Genomic DNA, 17,414 nt, shown 5'->3' on the forward strand with positions numbered 1-17,414 from the left:
GATTTTACGTTCGGAAACGGCATTATTCAATAAGCATTGTTTAAATGCCGTTTTAATAGCAATGTCGGATGATACATTCCGCTCAGATAAGAAAGGGAAATTATGTTTAAAATCACTTCTGCGGACGCTTCGTTTGAAATTAAAAAGCTGATTGCGCCGTTCGGATTCAAAGGTAAATACGTAGAAAACATATGGTTTGCGAACGTGACGCTCGGCTCCGGCGATATCGGCGCGTTTTCCCGCTCCGTGCAAAGTCCGCTCTGGTCTGACAGCGCGCTTTTCAAGTCCGTGCCTGTCGCGGCCTCAAATGCGATGATGTTCGCCATTACCTGCCGCGGGCTTAAGCTGATAGAAGGAGAGAGCTTTTCGCGTCCGGAAGAGGTTGAGGAATTCTTGCTGCCAAAGCTTCTTGGGTATGCGCGTGATATCTCCGGACTAAGCGACATCAGGACAACCTTCGTGTTAAACGCGCTTGTTGCCATAGATTATGCGGCTTGGGAGCTGTACGCAAAGTTGAATTCTCTTTCCGGATTTGATTCCATCATTCCGGATTACGCAAAAAGCGCTCTTTCATACCGGGCGGAAAAGATGCTGCGCATCCCGCTTGTGACATATGGTCTCAATTCTGAAGATATTTTGTCGCTTATATCCGACGGGAACTATTTTCTAAAGATAAAAATCGGCAACGATCCCGACAAGGACGGCGATCAAAGGAAAATGCTCGAATGGGACAAGGCCCGCCTTTCTCAGATACATTCGCTTGCGCGCGATATCGAGAATCCGTATTCCGAATCAAGAACCGTTCCTTATTACCTTGACGCCAATGGCAGATACGAAACAAAGGAGCTTTTCTCGGAATTTCTGGAGCATGCCGATAAAATTGGCGCGCTAAGTCGCATTATATTTATTGAAGAACCATTTGACGAGAGAAAGGAATATTTCGTCGGTGATCTTCCTGTCCGCATAGCCGCCGATGAAAGCGCCCATTCGCTCGAGGATGTAAAGCGGCTCGCGCAGCGCGGTTATGGTGCGGTCGCGTTAAAGCCGATCGCGAAAACTCAGAGTGAAAGCTTTAAGATTGCGGCGTTCTGTCATGAACATTCGATTCCGGCTTTCTGTGCCGATCTTACCGTGCCGCCTGATATGCTGGAAAACAATAAAAAATTCGCCGCGCGGCTGAAGGCTCTGCCGGGTATGCTCGCCGCCGCGGTCGAATCGAACGGGCATCAGAATTATCCCGACTGGGATAATATGCTTTCGACGCTTCCGCCGGAAGGAGCGGAATACCGCGTGATAAAAAACGGTGTTTATTCTCTTGATTCGGGATTTTTCAAGCTTTGAAAAGCATATATTCAAATTTGCGTTTCCGCCTGCAGACAATACTGAAAAATATGCGCTGTTTTGTGAATAAGCCTTGCATTTTGATCCTGTTTATGTTTTAATTACTATTGACACATTGAAATAATTGCCGCTTGTTACTGCAATAGACCGATATGTGCTTCTAATGCTAAAACAGCCGAAAGGATCCTCTTATATGAAAAAATTATTGTCTGTTATTGCCGTTCTCACGGCTGTATTCATACTATTGCCCGCAATGTCTGTGCTTCCTGTCTCAGTCGCGGCCGCAGATGAGGAAGAAAAGGAAATCATCTTTTCCGATGTCGCCGCAGCCGACTGGTTTTATGACTGCGTCAAAATAATGCGTGATAAAAATGTCATCGGCGGTTATCCCGACGGAACCTTTCTTCCCGAAAACAACGCAGGCCGCGCCGAAGCCCTGAAGCTGATTATGGGTGCCGCCGGATATGATGTCGCCACACAGCCGGAAGAAGGCAACTGGTATGAAATTTTTACAGCGGAAGCCCTGGATAAAGGTCTTATCGATGACGCCTTTGTATCCGATATGGAAGGATATATCACGCGCTTTGAATTTGCTCACCTCATTGTCGCCGCTCTCGGGCTGTCCGTCGACGAGCTTCCGGCATCCGTTTTCATCGATACCGACGACAGCTGCGCCGTCATCCTCAATACCATCGGTGTATTTTTGGGCGAGCCCGCCGGAGAAGGTGACAGCCAAAAAGCGTTTTACGGCGATAGATTTCTTAAACGTTGTGAAATGGCGGCGGTCGTATTGCGGACAATGCGCTATGTCGATAAAATAAACAGTTTACTTCCTACTCCAGACGGATCTGAGCCTCAGTATTCTGCGATCATCACCGAAGACGAATGCCTTGATCTCTTCCGCCGTCTGGCTGTCTCGAACGACGGTCAGGTCATTTACTGCACGGTCGGTGCCGACGCGGTCAACGGGCGCGACGCGACCATGTCCAATATTACGGATATGTTTGAGCTTTGCATGGCGGCATACGAAGAATGCCTGTCAAGCTATAATTATCTGCGGATTTCCACATTGACCAAATCTGGTGGTGTTACATATACCATCACCCTCACAAACAGTGAAGGATATCCTGCCGCCGAGCGCGTTTCAGAGGCGCTTGCGGCCGCGGAAAAGCTCTATATTGAAATCTGGGACACGATGCCAAACACCGCAACGCAAACCGATTTTGCCGCCGCCATTCTCGACCGCATCGTTCTCAGCTGCGAATATGACCTCACCTATTCACAAGCATCAGGCGACGCCTATTCCTGCCTTATCCTAAATAAAGCCATCTGCGGAGGCTATACATCAGCGTATAATATGCTGTTAAAACGCGCCGGCATAAAATGCATAGCCGTGCCCGGCGAAGCAACCAGCGACGGCACAACGGAAGGACATATTTGGTCATTCGCGCAGCTCGACGGCAGCTGGCTTTACATCGACTCCACATGGTGCGATCCCGTGCCGGATGTCGCCGGACGCACAAGCCGCACATACTTCGCTGTCGATTTCGACTCGCTTTCCGAGACGCACAGTACTCAATATACAAAGGACAGACTCATCCAGTGCGCGAGATAAAACTAAAATCAATTTTTAAAAGCACAGCTTCACGCGCAGACGTGTAACTGTGCTTTTTATAATTTTAATCAAATAATCATTAAAAAAGTCGAGAACATATCAATAACCTATGTTATAATATTGATACTTCATGAAGTAAATCTAATCGGGTGCGTAATATCTATGGATTATTATATTATCATATGGTCGGTTGTTGTATTTGTGGAAAACAGAATTCAATCGGGTTTTCTGTATACCGAATTGGAAAAAGCAACAGGATTCTCAATTTCCCATATTCGTTCTGTTTTCAGAAAACTCACAGGTAAATCGCTTTCACGTTATGTGTTGAGCCGAAGAATTTCTCATGCCGCCTTTGATATAATTCATAGCGAGAGTCTTATATTAAACATAGCTTTAAACTATGGTTTTAATAATCCGGATACATTCACTCGCGCTTTTTTTCGATTTACAGGTTTTACACCGCATGAGTTCAGAAAACAAAGGCGAACAGTCGGCAGTATAAAGCTCTGCTCAGGAGTTTACGGAGTATCAGAAAGGACACAAATAATGGATAGCATTAAAAACAAAGCAACCGGAAGTGTTGTTTTATATGGCGTCCCAAAGGTCGGATATGGCATTTACGGATGCACGCCTTTCCCTATTTGTTTAAAAGGTGCGGCAAATTATCTCGGTGAAGATATTGATTATGACTATGCTATGGCTTCCAGCGGCGCGGCATTCCGTCTTGTATGGGATGAAACCTGTTGGAATGGCGGCAATGTCGATGTTCTGAATACATTTAACGATCCTATCATGGTTATTAAACACGGAATCGAAGCTCTCGGACGTAAATTTACGCTCATAGGAAGAGAAAACCGCTTGACACACAGTGATCCCGCAAAATTCTCTTCCATTCAATCAAACGCGACAAAGGCAGATTTTATTGAATTCATTAAAGAACAAATAGACAAAGGCCATCCCTGTATCGGTCTGGGTTTTATCGGACCGCCTGAGGCCTGTTTAATTACCGGATATCGTGACGATGGACAGACTATTCTCGGGTGGAACTTCTTTCAGGACAGCCCTCAATTTGCTTCCCGTGTGAAAATTGATGATTCAGGATATTTTATAACAGATTCCTGGTGGGAGAACGAAGAAACAATAGCCGTGATGTCAATCGGCGATAAAGTTTCCCAACCGATGTCATTAAAGAATATTATACAGAATTCAATCGCCGCACTCTCGGGTCGCAAGCATGGTGATTATGCAAAAGGAATCATGGCATATGACGCGTGGAAAAGAGCAATAACCGATGAAAACCAGTTTCCAAAAGAACCTGTTATGCCGCTGCTTGCCGAACGGCTGATGTGTCAGGGCGACGCAATGGATTGTCTTGCCGACGGGAGGCATAATGCCGGGGTTTTCTTCGAAAAATTGTCAAATAATAATCCCGATCAGCCATTATTCAAGGAAATCGCGGAAAAATTCAAAGCTTTGACGCAAAACGTATACAGCATGTATGAAACTCTCGGGGGTTGGCAAAGAGACGAAAAGCAGATGATTGCGCTGGCAAAAGCAGAAAACCGCCGCAGGATTGCCGAATTTATTGATAAATGCAAGGTTCTCGACGAAGAAGCATTGTCTTTGCTTTTTCAATTAGAAAAATTGCTATAAAGAATCGATAAGGACCCTTTTGAAAAGGGTCCTTAATTTAAAGAGGGCGAACGAAGTTCGCCTCTACATATTTTATGGTATCTTATATTTTTTTCGGGCTTGTCCATGCGAAAAGCCCGCTTTTATCGCAGACCTCCGCGCGCACAAACGAATCCTGCGGCTTTATGACAAATTCCGCCGCCGTAGCTTCGCGCCGTCCGATCCGCGCGGTAGTATCCGCGTTCCAGAACGAGGCGCTGTAAAACTGTATGTATTCTGCGTCTGCGCTTACGCTGTATTTCCCGCCGAAAACCTTTTCCTCCGATATTACCGGACCCTGAGTCGCGTAAAAGCGCCCGGCTTTGACCGCGTCCAATATCGATTTTCCGGTCAGCTCCTCCGCATTTACATATATGAATCCGCGGAACAGCTCCTCATTGTAATAATGTGTGTCGTCGGAAGCGAAAAGCGGCAGCAGGCATCCTGCTTTTGCCGCGAGATCAAGTGTTGTCCCCGAATACGGACGCGCCGAAAACGGATATCCCGATACAGAGTTGTATATTTCCGCCCCCGCCAGCCCGTTCAGGGAAGCGATAAATTCCGGCGTGTTCAGCGACCATGCCGGATGAGCGAGTATAGCGGCTCCGCCGGCGGCGTTTATCGCGTCGATTATCTCCTGAACAGAGGAGTTTCTGTCCAATTGTGGCATATATTCCATGCCCGCTCCGACTATATGCGTCATTTGCGGATTGAAGGTGTGAAATTCGCAGCCGGATATAATTGTCAATCCGTCCGCTTCACAGCCGCTATAAAACTCCCAGTGATCAGTTATCGAAATAAAATCATATCCTTTTTCCCTGTATATGCGCGCCGCCTCCTCGGGGGCTTTTCTTCCGTCGCTGAGCGTCGTGTGCATATGAAGGTTCCCCTTGAACCATTTGCGTCCGTTTTTGTCTGTATACATTTTCTTCCCCTTTAATAATTAAACGGCAATTAAATAATCCTTGTCTTTAAAAGAAAAGCCCGTATATAAGAGTTTTTCTCATATAGCGGTCATTATTTAATTGCCGGGTTTATAACATAATCCGGATCAAAGATAAATTCGCGTATCTCTCCGACCGTGTCGCGGTTTTGGCGTGGCAAAGATACATATATATAATTCTCCGTATGACCGAATGACTTTCCTTCGGAGAGCTTTTCGATAAGCATTCGGGCATTTTCCCCGGTCTGAGAATTGACGAACCGTTTTCTGGTTTCAGAATGCAAAGCGGCAAGCTCGTCACAGCGAGCTTTCTTTATCTCTGCCGGTATCTGACCGTCCATTGCGGCGGCGGCGGTATTCCTGCGGGGTGAATACGGGAAAATATGCGCGTTAAGCAGCTGACCTTTCTCGCAGACTTCGTATGTATCGTGAAAATCCCCGTCGGTTTCGCCGGGAAATCCACATATGATATCGGCCGAAATCGCAGCGTTCGTATAAAATGACCGGATAAGCGCGAAAGCCTCGAGTATACGGGCCTTGTCATAGCCGCGCCGCATGCTCTCAAGCACGCGTGAGCTCCCGCTTTGAACCGAAAGGTGAAAATGCGGCATGATTTTATCGTTTAAAACGAGCGAGGATACGAATTCACGCGTTATTAGAGACGGATTCAGAGAGCCGAAGCGTATCCGCTCAACGCCGGATATTTTCGATATTTTTTCCGCGATGCGGCAGAGCGAATTTTTTTCTCCGGAATCCACGCCGTATGCGCCGACCTCTATGCCAGTAAGGACGATTTCCTTATATCCGTTGGCGGCAAGACGCCCCACTTCCGCGAGCGTATCCGCTTCCGGCCTGGACCGAACGCGTCCGCGTACAAAAGGAACATAGCAATAGCTGCAAAAGCTGTCGCAGCCGTCCTCAATTTTCACATACGCGCGGACATGCTCGCTTTCGGATATGCCTGTTTCTTCGTATCCGCGAACCGAGGATATCGGAGAAACCGCGTATCCCTCCGCCTTGCCTGATTCAAGCATTGACATAAGCCTGTCGGGAAGAGAGGCTTTTCCCGCGTTGCCGCAGAAAAAATCGATCCCTTTCATAGCTTCGAGCGTGGGGCGAAGCGCGCCCTGCACATAGCATCCGGCAGCGGCCGCTATGCAGCGCCTGCCTTTTTTCCGCTCATCTCCCGCAAGCGCGGCCGCGCGCCGTATTGCCTGGCGGCATTTCCTGTCGCTTTCCGCGGTCACGGTGCATGTGTTGACCAGATATATGTCACACCCCGGTTCCAATCCGACGATTTCAAATCCGGCGGCTTTGAACCTTTCCGCAAAATAATCAGATTCGTATTGATTTACTCTGCATCCGAGAGTCGTCAGTCCGACTTTTTTGGTCATATTTTGACTCTGCCTTTCCATTATTAAAACGGCATTTAAATAAGTCGTTTTATTAGAGAGAAAAGCCCATATACAAGAGTCTTTTCTCTCTTTTAGCGGTAATTATTTAATTGCCGAGTTAATAAAGTGATTATCTTTCAGACTTGTGTACCAAAACCCATCCTTTCGGAAAAGCGCTCCATCTCGTCGATAAATTCGGTCGCGGACGCGAAATAAGACGCGAATTCCTTTTCCTCGCACAACAGCCCGGTCGCAAATCTGACATTGCGTTTGAAAGAAAGAGAGACCCTTTCGTTTCCCGCCACGATAGGACACATGCGCTTTCCGCGCGGATCCATAACGAGCTTGATCATAAATCTCCCGTATCCCACCGGTATGACCCTGGGAAACAGCGGGAATATTCGGCACCAGAACGGACGTATATGCCGAAAATCGTGACATGCGATTTCTTCATCACATTTGCAGATCAGAGAATTGGTTACGCTTCCGTCCTCATTTTCATATTGCTTTACTTCAAAAAATTCTTTATATGGGAATTCCGGATCGGTATAGTACAGATGCTCGTAGGGCAAAAGCCAAACCTCTCCGTCGCCGCGGCAGCAGGCGCCGGAACAAAGAGCTCCGCAGTCGTATCTGCGCGGCGTCGCGGCGGACATCAGCTTCCTCGCTTTCAGAACGAGCGCAAGCAATTCATCGTTATTATTCATATTCTGCTTAATAAACAAATTCAAATTCAAAGCCGCAGACGGAGACAGTGTCGCCCTCTTTGACTCCTTTTTTCTCGAGCGCGTCGATGATTCCGTCATTCTTTATCACCTTTTCAAAATAGGAAAGGCTTTCGCGGTCGTATATGTCAAGCGACTGGACAATTCTTTCAAGCTTCTTTCCTTCTACGACATATACTCCGTTTTCATTAATAACAGTAAAGGAGCTGTCGAGCGAGACAGTTTCGGATTCCTCGGTCAGCTCAGGCTCATATTCCTTCATCGGAGGAGTGCTTTTCAAAAGCTCCGCTATTTTAGGTATGAAGCCGTCAAGCCCATCATGTGTATAGGCGGAAACAAAAATCAGATCATATCCGTTGTCGGCGCAGAATTCGGCGAGCTTGTTTTTGTTTGATAAATTTTCTTCGGTGATAAGATCGCATTTGTTCGCGCATATGAGCTGTTTACGGTTTATAAGCTGGGGATCGTATTTAATAAGCTCCTCATTGATCGCCTTTAAATCGGAAACGGGATCTCTTCCTTCGCTGCCCGCGGCGTCGACGACATGCACAAGAAGACGGCAGCGGTCGATATGGCGCAGGAATTCAAGACCGAGCCCAGCTCCTTCCGAAGCGCCCTCAATAAGCCCGGGGATATCCGCCATAACAAATGTGCCGCCGGGATATTCACATACTCCGAGTACAGGCGAAAGAGTGGTGAAATGATAATCGGCGATTTTCGGGTGCGCGGAGCTGGACAGCGAAAGCAGCGTCGACTTTCCGACATTGGGAAAGCCGATGAGACCGACATCCGCCAACATTTTCAACTCGAGAGTAAGCTGCCGTTCGCCGCCCTTTAGTCCGGGACGCGCAAACCGCGGAATCTGACGCGTCGGGGTGGCAAAATGCTTGTTGCCCCATCCGCCGCGTCCGCCCTTCGCGGCGACAAAGCGCCCGTTGGAGGAAATATCGAATAATATTTTTCCGGTGGCTTTATCTCGGATTATGGTTCCGGGCGGCACAGGGATCACGATATCTGCGCCATTTTTGCCATGAAATTTTTCCGTCATTCCGTTTTCGCCGTTTTCGGCAAGAAATTTATGACGATATTTGAATTTTATAAGTGTATTCTCGCCCTTTTCAACCTCGAAAATGACGCTTCCGCCGTTTCCGCCGTCGCCGCCGCTGGGTCCGCCCTTGGCGACATATTTTTCGCGGTGGAAAGCGACGCATCCGTTTCCGCCGTCGCCGGCCTTTATATATATATCACTTTTATCTATAAACATATTTTCTCCTGCGCCGGACTGATTGCCGCCGGCAAAGCAATAAAAAAACGGACGTTCCGAAAGGCGCGCAGCGCGATCGCTGGCGTCCCCGGAAACATCCGTCAAGCCGCATATACGGGCGGGAGACCCGCCGCAAAGCCCGGATCACCGGGGATTGCATTTATTTTGCGTAAACGCTGACTCTCTTTTTTCCGCCGACGGCATGTTCGAATTTTACAACGCCGTCAATGGTGGCAAAGAGTGTGTAGTCAGTGCCGCATCCGACATTTACGCCGGGATGAATATGGGTTCCTCTCTGTCTCACGATTATGTTTCCGGCGAGACAGGGCTGCCCGTCCGCTCTTTTGACGCCGAGTCTTTTCGATTCGGAATCTCTGCCGTTTTTGGTGGAGCCGACACCTTTTTTATGTGCAAAAAATTGCAAGCTTAACTTCAGCATGGTTTTATTCCTTTCTTATATATCGGATTTAACGCGGAGATTTTTCGGATGATCCTCCGATAAAGCACGGAGCTGATCGTAAAATCCGGTTAAAACGCCGTATACCGCCTCGTTCTCCGCTGGGGCGGCAAGCGCGAAAATCAGAAGCGGAATCGTTTCATCCTGCTTCGTTTCCGCGGCGGCGCCGAAGATCCCGGTAGATGTATTGATGACAAGCATCGCCATGGCGCTGACCGCCGCGCAGAGGATGTCCGCGCCCGCCTCGGCAAGGCCGGAGTGACCGCGCAGCTCAAAGCCGCGTATTTTCCCGTCGCCGTAATGCCGGAAGGTTGCCGTTATCATGACATATACCTTTTATTTTGCGGAAATGGTCGCTATCTGCACCTTTGTATAGGGCTGTCTGTGACCCTGCTTCTTCTTTTCGTTCTTTTTGGATTTGTACTTAATAATATAGATCTTCTTGTTTTTTCCGTTTTTAACCACATTGGCGGTAACGGTGGCTCCGGCGACGGTGGGTGCGCCGATAACTGTGCCGTTGTTGTCGGAATAAACCAAAATCTCGTCAAAGGTGACCGTTTCACCCTCGTTGACGTTCATCTTTTCCAGGAAAACGATGTCGCCCTCCTGAACCTTGTACTGCTTTCCGCAAGCTGTGAATACTGCAAACACGAAAAGCACCTCTCTTTCAACATAAGGCTCGCTGCCGTCGGGTAGTCTTCACAGACGTTTGCGACCCACAACACGCGGCAATTTACATTATAACATCGGATTTATCTTATTGTCAAGTGTTATTTATTATATTATTTCCGGTTTTACGGTAATCAGCAAATATTTTTTTCATGATTTCATCGTGTTCGTTTGCAACTTCTCCGGAAGCCACAAGATTAAGCGCATGTCTGAGCGCGCGGCCGATATCCGAGCCCGAAAGCCGTGATGAAAAATCCTCGCCTCTGACCGCGAGGGTATCAAGCGAAACGCATCTTCCGGATGCTCTGCACGAATTGTAAAGCGACATATCCGCTGTTTTCCCCGACACCGCGGCGGATAATTTTATCGCGTCGCCGACAATATCCGCTCCATGCGAAGCGAACGCGAGATACATTGAGGCTTCGTCTTCCGGGGTTTTGTCAGGATATGACAGTGTTTTAACCGCGCCGTCGATCAATCTCCGCTCAAATTTAAGCGAGCGCATGGCGATAAAAACTTCGTCCGGCGAAAGCCGGCACATCAATGCCGCCATGGCAAGCGAAAGAGGCGGCACGCCGTCTGAGTATAAAAATTTAAGGCAAGCCGCGGACGCGCCGGGGAGGATCACATTTATTATGTCAATATAATTTTCTATAACTGAGAGCGCAGATGGAAAAAGCAGCAGGGAGCAAAGCTCCGCCGTAATGCGTTCGGATGAAATCCGCCTTAAAAGCCCGGACATGACGCGAGCGGCGCGCGCCGTGTCTTTTTCTATATAAAAATCAAGCTTTGCCGCAAAGCGCAGAGCGCGCATTATTCTGAGCGCGTCCTCCGAAAATCTTTCTTCCGGATCTCCTATGCACTTTATTATACACGCCTTTATATCGGCAAGCCCGCCGAACATATCTGTCACTTCATAATCGGGCGGCGCGGCGCAAAGCGCGTTTATCGTAAAATCACGCCTTGAAAGATCGTCCGAAAGGCGGCGGGAAAAGATCACCTCGTCGGGATGACGACAGTCGGAATACTTCCCATCTGTCCGGTATGTCGTTATTTCAAAGCTTTTTCCGTCCGCGACGACTGAAACTGTTCCGTGAGACATCCCCACGGTGAAGGTTTTGAACGCCGAAAAGACCCGGCATACATCCTCCGGCGCGGCGGAGGTGGTTATATCGTAATCATGTGGGAAAGCGCCCATTGCGCAGTCTCTCACGCATCCGCCGACAAAAAAGGCTTCATATCCTCCGGAGCGGAGCAGCTCGATGATTCTGACAGCCGTGTCTGTGAAAAAGCGCGGATCAAGCTTCATAATTATTATAACACCTTGGACAAAAAGTCCTTAAGCCTGGGATTCTGCGGCGCGGAAAAGAATTCGGACGGATTGTTCCGTTCAAGCACGCGTCCCTCATCCATGAAAAGGACTCTCGTCGCGACCTCTCTGGCAAAGCCCATTTCATGAGTCACGACTATCATCGTCATGCCCTCCCTTGCGAGCTGCCTCATCAGGTCAAGCACCTCGCCGACCATTTCCGGGTCGAGTGCGCTGGTCGGTTCGTCAAAAAGCATGACATCCGGGTTCATGGCGAGCGAGCGGATTATGGCTATTCTCTGTTTCTGACCGCCTGACAGCTGACCAGGGTATGAATCTGCCTTTTCAAACAGTCCGACACGGTTCAAAAGCGAATCCGCCTTGGCGTCCGCCTCCTCCTGAGTCATTTTTTTAAGTTCGACCGGCGCAAACGTTATGTTTTTCCTTACGGTCATATGCGGGAATAGATTGAAATGCTGAAATACCATTCCCATACGCGTACGCACGGCGTTGATATCGACGCCCTTTTTGTTTATGAGCTTGTCTTCAAAATATATTTCGCCGGAGGTAGGCGTTTCCAGAAGGTTCAGACAGCGCAAAAATGTGCTTTTTCCGCTTCCGGAAGGGCCGACTATGACGACCTTTTCGCCTTTTTCTATCGTTTCGTCTATGCCCCGGAGCACATAGTTATTTCCGTCGAATGTCTTTTTCAATTCCTTAACGGTTATCACTTCTGCGCAGCCTCCTTTCGAATCGCTTTAAAAGCTTTGTCAAAATCATTACAAGCACAAGGTATATAAGCGCGACGACAAGTATCGGGTTCACCGCGTCGTAGGTTGTGTTTTTTATCGCGTTTCCCATTTTGGTCAGATCCTGAACCGCCACATATCCGGCGATCGAGGTTTCCTTTAGCAGGGCAATCATTTCGTTTCCGATGGCGGGTAATATATTTTTCATCGCCTGCGGAAGCACGATGCTCTTCATCGTCTGAGAGGTGCTCAGACCCAGCGAGCGTCCTGCTTCGGCCTGTCCTTTGTCAACGGACATGATCCCGCTGCGGATTATCTCCGCCGTGTACGCGCCGGAGTTTATGCCGAAAGTTATGATCGCGACCGGTATGCCGTCTCTTGCCGACACGAATATAATGAAAAACGAAATCATCAGCTGAACGGTGACAGGGGTGCCCCTGATCACCGTCAGATAAATATTGCATATCGCTTCCGGCAAACGCAGCCTTTTGTTTGAAACGGCGGCTACCTTTACAAGCGCGACGAGCGTGCCTATAACAAGACCGATCATGAGAGCGCCGACGGTTATTATCAGGGTTTTTCCAAGCCCGTCGAGTATCCACTCGTACCTCGAATCTACGATGAAGGTATTATAAAGCTTGTCGCCCCAGGCGGCGAAAAAATGCGCTATTGCGTTGAAAATTACTTTTATTGTCTCCATTTTCGGACAATCCTTTCCTGCGCGCCAAATCCCGGTAATGCGTCCGGAAAAAGAACATAAAACAAATAATGTCTACTGAATAATGCCGTTTTCGAACGACATGGTTTTAGCAGGTGAAAAACCAGCCAAAACCTACGGTATCCATTGATTGCCGTCTGTTTTGAACAATCATTATTTTTATAAATTTCTTACTGTCGTATGTGTTTTATGATTGTTCAGCAGATATAAAATAAAAAACGGCAGCCGGCGGCTTTTACGGTTTATACCGCAGCCGTCCGGTTGCCGTCAGGGTATTATCAGCCTTCGTAGTCTATATTGTATTGCGCGTAAATCTCAGCGAGCCTGCCCGATGCCTTGATCGAAGCAAGGGCGTCATTGATGGCCTTGAGGAGCGTGGAATTGCCCTTCTTTACGGCTATCGCATAGGTTTCTTCTGTAAGTGGTTCGGTGAGAACCTTTACCTTGCCGCTGTTTTCCTCAGCGAGAGCAAGTGCGGGAAGGTTGTCGATTACAACAGCATCTACTTTCCCGGCAATAAGAGCGATAACAGCCTCGGAGCCTGATTTATATGACTGTATGGTGTATCCATTCTCCTGGCAGTATTTTTCGCCCGTAGTGCCCTCCTGACAGGCGACGGTCTTTCCGGTAAGTCCGGAAACATCGGCTATAGCACTGTCGGAGGTGACTATTATGTTCTGAGATGCTTTGTAATAGTCATCTGAGAAATCGACATTTTTCTTTTTGTCTTCATCAGCGGTCATTCCCGCGATACCGACGTCATATTTGCCGCTGTCGATGCTGCCGACGATGGAATCAAAGTCGATATCGACGATCTCAAGCTCAACTCCTATGTATTTTGCGATCTCGTTGGCAAGGTCAACGTCAAATCCGACAAACTTTCCGCTTTCGAGTTGTTCGAAGGGAGGGAATGCCGCGTTTGTCGCCATAACAAGCTTTCCGCGATTTTTGATTGTGTCAAGTGTCGGAGTGTTTCCGCAGGAGGAAGCGAAAAGCGCAAAAAGCGTCAGGATGCTCATGATGAGCGCTATTTTTTTGATTTTCATTTTAAACCTCATGTAAAATAAGATTGATTTTATTCCGTTTATTCGGATACAAGAATAAATATACAGCAAATATGCAAATAAATCAATAGCTTTATTTGTTTTTTATTTATTATAGACATATTATGGCAATAAAAAACTCAACATTATATATTTAATGTCCTTTAATATTGACAAGTACTTGATATCATGTTAAAATATAATACACAAACTGTCCATTAAAAGCTTGATGTAAAGGAGAAATCATGAAAAATATTTCGCATCGAATCACACGTGTGATTTGCGCTCTGCTTGCTTTGATGCTCACCGCATTTGTTTTTGCTTCATGCTCCGACGGCAATACTCCCTCGGCTCAGACAAAAACAGAACCCACCGCCGCCACGGAAACCTCTGCTACAACCGGAGAGATCAGCCGGGAAAACACCCCGGACAAGCTTCCTGCCAACATCGACCTCGGAGGCGAAACAGTTACCATATACTCCAGAAACGGATATACAAAAAACTTCACGGCTGAGGATCTCACGGAAGAAATAATGAACGATGCCGTTTACAACCGTCAGCTAAAGGTTGAGGAACGACTCAAGGTAAAGATTCAGGTCGTGGAAAACGGCAGTGCCGAGGAAGTGGCAAGCAAGGTCAAAATTGCGGCGCAATCAAACAGCGACGAATGCGATATCGCCGCTCTGCGCAATTACGAATCCTACGGACTTATTACAAATAAAATCTTCTATAACTATTATGAAAATCAATATATCGACCTCACCGCGCCCTGGTGGAGCCAGGCGCTTATCAACGCCTCCACCGTCGGAAAAGACAGAATATACGTCCTGATGGGCGATATAGACTCCTCGTTTATATCATGCATACAAGCCGTTTTCTTTAATAAAGGAATTTATGAAAAGTATATAGGAAATCCCGACGAGCTCTATCAGACGGTCATCGACAGAAAATGGACCGTCGACAAGCTGATTGAGGTTTCTAAAATGGTTCACGACGATGTCAACGGCAACGGAACCAAGGACAAAGAAGACGTTTACGGATACGGCGCCTCTCCCTGCGCCAATCAGTCGGCATCGGTCAACGGCGTCAAGATCGCCTATTCCGCCTTTAACGCCGACGGTTATCCGGAAATGGTATTCAATAATTCCCATACGGTTGACGCCGTCAAAAAGCTTTACGACGCATTGTGGAATAACGAAGGCGCTTATGTCACCGCCGGCACACAGGCTGGTCTTGATGAGCTTACTGATAAATTTAAAAATGAAACCTTGATGTTATACAATATGAGCGTCAGCAGCCTCGGCACTTACCGTGAGATGAACACGGACTATACCGTGCTTCCGATGCCGATGCTCGACGAGGATCAGGGCGAATACTGCACTCAGGTCTCTGATGGTGCGGACGGCATTTCCGTTCTCGTCTCCTGCCCGGATTATGACCGCGCATGTATTACTCTCGAAGCGCTCGCGGCGGAAGGCTATCGCAGCGTGACCTATAAATACTATGAAACCGCGTTAAAGAAGGCATATGCCCGCGACGACAAGGTCGCTCAGATGCTCGACATACTTTCCAATACGGTTTATTTCGATTTCATGTTCCTCCACGGCTCGCTCTTTTCCAATATCGGAAACTTTGTCCCGACAAAGCTTCTTAGTAAGGATGCCGCCGGCTTTGGTTCCGAATATGACAAGATCAAAGACGTATATCAGAAAACGCTTGACGGTCTTCTCAAATTCTATCAGACAGGTGAAGAATAAGTAAGTATCCGAAGATTCGCTTAAGGACCCTTTTTCAAAAGGGTCCTTATAATACCTCTGAACTCATAAATCATTCCCGATTTTCAAAAATATATCGTCTGCACCTTAACAATTCTTAACTCGATTTCATCTTGATTTGTTCGGCATGTTTTATTAAAGCTTTTTCCTAAACATATATTAATTTTCTTAAGGAGACGAAAAGGATAATGAACATTTCACATTCGCGAGTCATCGCCGCCCTCCTCGCTTTAATGCTCACCGCCACTGTATTTGCATCATGCTCAGACGCAAAAGATCCCTCGGTTCAGACAAAAGCCGGAACCGGCTCCGTAACCCAGACCGACACGACAGAGGAAATGAGCCGTGAAAACACCCCGGACAAGCTTCCCGATGATATCGACTTCGGAGGCGAAACCGTAGTCATATACACGAGAGACACTTTTTCAAAGTATTTTACGGCAGAGGATATTACCGAGGAAATAATGAACGACGCCGTTTACAACCGGCAATTGAAGGTTGAGGAGCGTCTTAAGGTTAAAATCAACGCCGTCGAATGCGGCGGAGCGGCCGATGTCGCAAGCAAGGTAAAAACCATAGCGCAATCCAACAGCGACGAATGTGACATCGCCGCTCTGCGCAATTACGAATCCTACGGACTGATCACCGACAAGGTTTTTTATAATTATTATGAAAACGAATATATAGACTTTTCCGCTCCTTGGTGGAGCCAGGCGCTTATCAACGCCTCCACCATAGGCAAGGACAGGGTATACGTCCTGATGGGCGATATTGACGCGTCATTCATCGCGGCTATGCAATCCGTATTTTTCAACAAAGGAATATATGAAAAATATATCGGAAATCCAAATGAGCTATATCAAACTGTCATAGACAGAAAATGGACAGTCGACAAGCTTATTGAGCTTTCCAAGAGGGTTCACGACGACGTAAACGGCAACGGAATCCAGGACAAAGATGACATTTACGGATACGGCGCTTCTCCCTGCGCAAATCAGGCCGCTTCCGTCAGCGGCGTTAAGATCATTTTCTCCTCCTTCAACGCGGACGGATATCCCGAAATGGTTTTCAACAATTCCCATACAGTCGACGCCATCGCAAAGCTTTACAGCGCTATGTGGAATAATGAGGGCGCATATATCACCGCCGGCTCACAGGACGGCCTTAACGAGCTTACGGATAAATTCAAGAACGAAACACTCATGTTTTACAATCTCAGTGTGGGTTCCCTCGGAGCTTATCGTGAAATGAACACGGACTATACCGTGCTTCCAATGCCGATGCTCGACGAAGATCAAGGCGAATACTGCACTGAGGTCTCCACGGGAGCGGATGGCATTTCCGTTCTTATCTCCTGCCCGGATTATGACCGCGCCTGCATCACTCTTGAGGCGCTCGCGGCGGAAGGCTACCGCAGCATAACCTATAAATACTATGAAACCGCTTTAAAGAAGACTTACGCCCGCGACGATATGGTCGCTCATATGTTGGATATCCTTTCCGGTACGGTTTATTTCGATTTTATGTTCCTTCACGGCATGCAGTTTTCCAATATCGGGAACTTCATCCCGACACTCCTTCTGAAAAAGGACGCCGCCGGCTTTGCCTCCGAATATGACAAGATTAAAGACGTATATCAGAAAACGCTTGATAATCTTTTGAAATTTTATCAGACCGGAGAAGAATAAAAGCATCGTAGGATCATTAAGTTTTTGGGCCTTCTTTTAGAAAAGGTTCTTAC

Annotated in this window: 16 protein-coding genes; 5 read left to right on the forward strand and 11 right to left on the reverse strand. The window is 47.6% G+C overall.

The features are described from left to right. The first annotated feature begins 102 nt into the window (after window positions 1-102). The 3 genes from VB118_06275 (at window position 103) to VB118_06285 (ending at window position 4,609) form a co-directional block, all read left to right on the forward strand. The gene (locus VB118_06275; GenBank protein MEA4832204.1) at window positions 103-1,341 is read left to right on the forward strand and encodes a hypothetical protein; all 1,239 of its coding nucleotides are present in this window, start codon (window positions 103-105) and stop codon (window positions 1,339-1,341) included. Between the two features lie 193 nt (window positions 1,342-1,534). Next, window positions 1,535-2,956 carry an S-layer homology domain-containing protein gene (locus tag VB118_06280; protein ID MEA4832205.1) on the forward strand — a complete coding sequence of 474 codons (1,422 nt, stop codon included), beginning with the start codon at window positions 1,535-1,537 and terminating at the stop codon, window positions 2,954-2,956. 162 nt (window positions 2,957-3,118) lie between these two features. Continuing rightward, a complete protein-coding gene (locus VB118_06285; protein MEA4832206.1) occupies window positions 3,119-4,609 on the forward strand; it encodes a helix-turn-helix transcriptional regulator in 1,491 nt (496 codons plus the stop codon). 82 nt (window positions 4,610-4,691) lie between these two features. On the opposite strand, the gene VB118_06290 is transcribed toward VB118_06285, so the two are convergent. From VB118_06290 to VB118_06340, 11 genes are all read right to left on the reverse strand, one after another. Then, window positions 4,692-5,552, reverse strand: coding sequence for a CehA/McbA family metallohydrolase (locus tag VB118_06290; GenBank protein MEA4832207.1), 861 nt, complete (start codon window positions 5,550-5,552; stop codon window positions 4,692-4,694). A 92-nt stretch (window positions 5,553-5,644) separates the two neighbouring features. Further along, window positions 5,645-6,964, reverse strand: coding sequence for a tRNA (N(6)-L-threonylcarbamoyladenosine(37)-C(2))-methylthiotransferase MtaB (mtaB, locus tag VB118_06295; protein MEA4832208.1), 1,320 nt, complete (start codon window positions 6,962-6,964; stop codon window positions 5,645-5,647). A gap of 137 nt (window positions 6,965-7,101) precedes the next feature. Then, window positions 7,102-7,695 carry a hypothetical protein gene (locus VB118_06300; GenBank protein MEA4832209.1) on the reverse strand — a complete coding sequence of 198 codons (594 nt, stop codon included), beginning with the start codon at window positions 7,693-7,695 and terminating at the stop codon, window positions 7,102-7,104. Next, on the reverse strand, window positions 7,679-9,058 hold the full coding sequence (obgE, locus tag VB118_06305) for a GTPase ObgE (GenBank protein ID MEA4832210.1): 1,380 nt from the start codon (window positions 9,056-9,058) through the stop codon (window positions 7,679-7,681). Before obgE ends, VB118_06300 begins: the two co-directional genes overlap by 17 nt. A 55-nt stretch (window positions 9,059-9,113) precedes the next feature. Then, the gene (rpmA, locus tag VB118_06310) at window positions 9,114-9,392 is read right to left on the reverse strand and encodes a 50S ribosomal protein L27 (protein MEA4832211.1); all 279 of its coding nucleotides are present in this window, start codon (window positions 9,390-9,392) and stop codon (window positions 9,114-9,116) included. A gap of 15 nt (window positions 9,393-9,407) precedes the next feature. Next, window positions 9,408-9,734 (reverse strand): ribosomal-processing cysteine protease Prp, encoded by a 327-nt coding sequence (locus tag VB118_06315; protein MEA4832212.1) that lies wholly within the window; start codon window positions 9,732-9,734, stop codon window positions 9,408-9,410. A gap of 12 nt (window positions 9,735-9,746) precedes the next feature. Beyond that, a complete protein-coding gene (rplU, locus tag VB118_06320) occupies window positions 9,747-10,061 on the reverse strand; it encodes a 50S ribosomal protein L21 (GenBank protein MEA4832213.1) in 315 nt (104 codons plus the stop codon). A 112-nt stretch (window positions 10,062-10,173) separates the two neighbouring features. Then, a complete protein-coding gene (locus VB118_06325) occupies window positions 10,174-11,388 on the reverse strand; it encodes a hypothetical protein (GenBank protein MEA4832214.1) in 1,215 nt (404 codons plus the stop codon). A 5-nt stretch (window positions 11,389-11,393) separates the two neighbouring features. Beyond that, entirely contained in the window at window positions 11,394-12,119 is a 726-nt protein-coding gene (locus VB118_06330; protein ID MEA4832215.1) for an amino acid ABC transporter ATP-binding protein, read from the reverse strand. Next, a complete protein-coding gene (locus tag VB118_06335) occupies window positions 12,106-12,837 on the reverse strand; it encodes an amino acid ABC transporter permease (GenBank protein MEA4832216.1) in 732 nt (243 codons plus the stop codon). Before VB118_06335 ends, VB118_06330 begins: the two co-directional genes overlap by 14 nt. A 296-nt stretch (window positions 12,838-13,133) precedes the next feature. After that, on the reverse strand, window positions 13,134-13,901 hold the full coding sequence (locus tag VB118_06340; GenBank protein ID MEA4832217.1) for a basic amino acid ABC transporter substrate-binding protein: 768 nt from the start codon (window positions 13,899-13,901) through the stop codon (window positions 13,134-13,136). Window positions 13,902-14,143: 242 nt separating this feature from the next. Between VB118_06340 and VB118_06345 the strand changes: the two genes are divergently transcribed. Both VB118_06345 and VB118_06350 read left to right on the forward strand, forming a co-directional pair. Further along, window positions 14,144-15,655: a hypothetical protein gene (locus VB118_06345; protein MEA4832218.1), complete on the forward strand. Its 1,512-nt coding sequence runs from the start codon at window positions 14,144-14,146 to the stop codon at window positions 15,653-15,655. A 206-nt stretch (window positions 15,656-15,861) separates the two neighbouring features. Continuing rightward, on the forward strand, window positions 15,862-17,361 hold the full coding sequence (locus VB118_06350) for a hypothetical protein (protein MEA4832219.1): 1,500 nt from the start codon (window positions 15,862-15,864) through the stop codon (window positions 17,359-17,361). The last annotated feature ends 53 nt before the right edge of the window (window positions 17,362-17,414 follow it).

It is taken from the genome of Oscillospiraceae bacterium, assembly GCA_034925865.1.
Taxonomy (GTDB): Bacteria; Bacillota; Clostridia; order Oscillospirales; family SIG627; genus SIG704.

Bases quoted from the DNA above. Each gene is read 5' to 3' on its own strand.
- VB118_06275 (MEA4832204.1), top strand. From the start codon at position 103: ATGTTTAAAATCACTTCTGCGGACGCTTCGTTTGAAATTAAAAAGCTG.
- VB118_06280 (MEA4832205.1), top strand. From the start codon at position 1,535: ATGAAAAAATTATTGTCTGTTATTGCCGTTCTCACGGCTGTATTCATA.
- VB118_06285 (MEA4832206.1), top strand. From the start codon at position 3,119: ATGGATTATTATATTATCATATGGTCGGTTGTTGTATTTGTGGAAAAC.
- VB118_06290 (MEA4832207.1), bottom strand. From the start codon at position 5,552: ATGTATACAGACAAAAACGGACGCAAATGGTTCAAGGGGAACCTTCAT.
- mtaB (MEA4832208.1), bottom strand. From the start codon at position 6,964: ATGACCAAAAAAGTCGGACTGACGACTCTCGGATGCAGAGTAAATCAA.
- rpmA (MEA4832211.1), bottom strand. From the start codon at position 9,392: ATGCTGAAGTTAAGCTTGCAATTTTTTGCACATAAAAAAGGTGTCGGC.
- VB118_06315 (MEA4832212.1), bottom strand. From the start codon at position 9,734: ATGATAACGGCAACCTTCCGGCATTACGGCGACGGGAAAATACGCGGC.
- VB118_06325 (MEA4832214.1), bottom strand. From the start codon at position 11,388: ATGAAGCTTGATCCGCGCTTTTTCACAGACACGGCTGTCAGAATCATC.
- VB118_06335 (MEA4832216.1), bottom strand. From the start codon at position 12,837: ATGGAGACAATAAAAGTAATTTTCAACGCAATAGCGCATTTTTTCGCC.
- VB118_06340 (MEA4832217.1), bottom strand. From the start codon at position 13,901: ATGAAAATCAAAAAAATAGCGCTCATCATGAGCATCCTGACGCTTTTT.
- VB118_06345 (MEA4832218.1), top strand. From the start codon at position 14,144: ATGAAAAATATTTCGCATCGAATCACACGTGTGATTTGCGCTCTGCTT.
- VB118_06350 (MEA4832219.1), top strand. From the start codon at position 15,862: ATGAACATTTCACATTCGCGAGTCATCGCCGCCCTCCTCGCTTTAATG.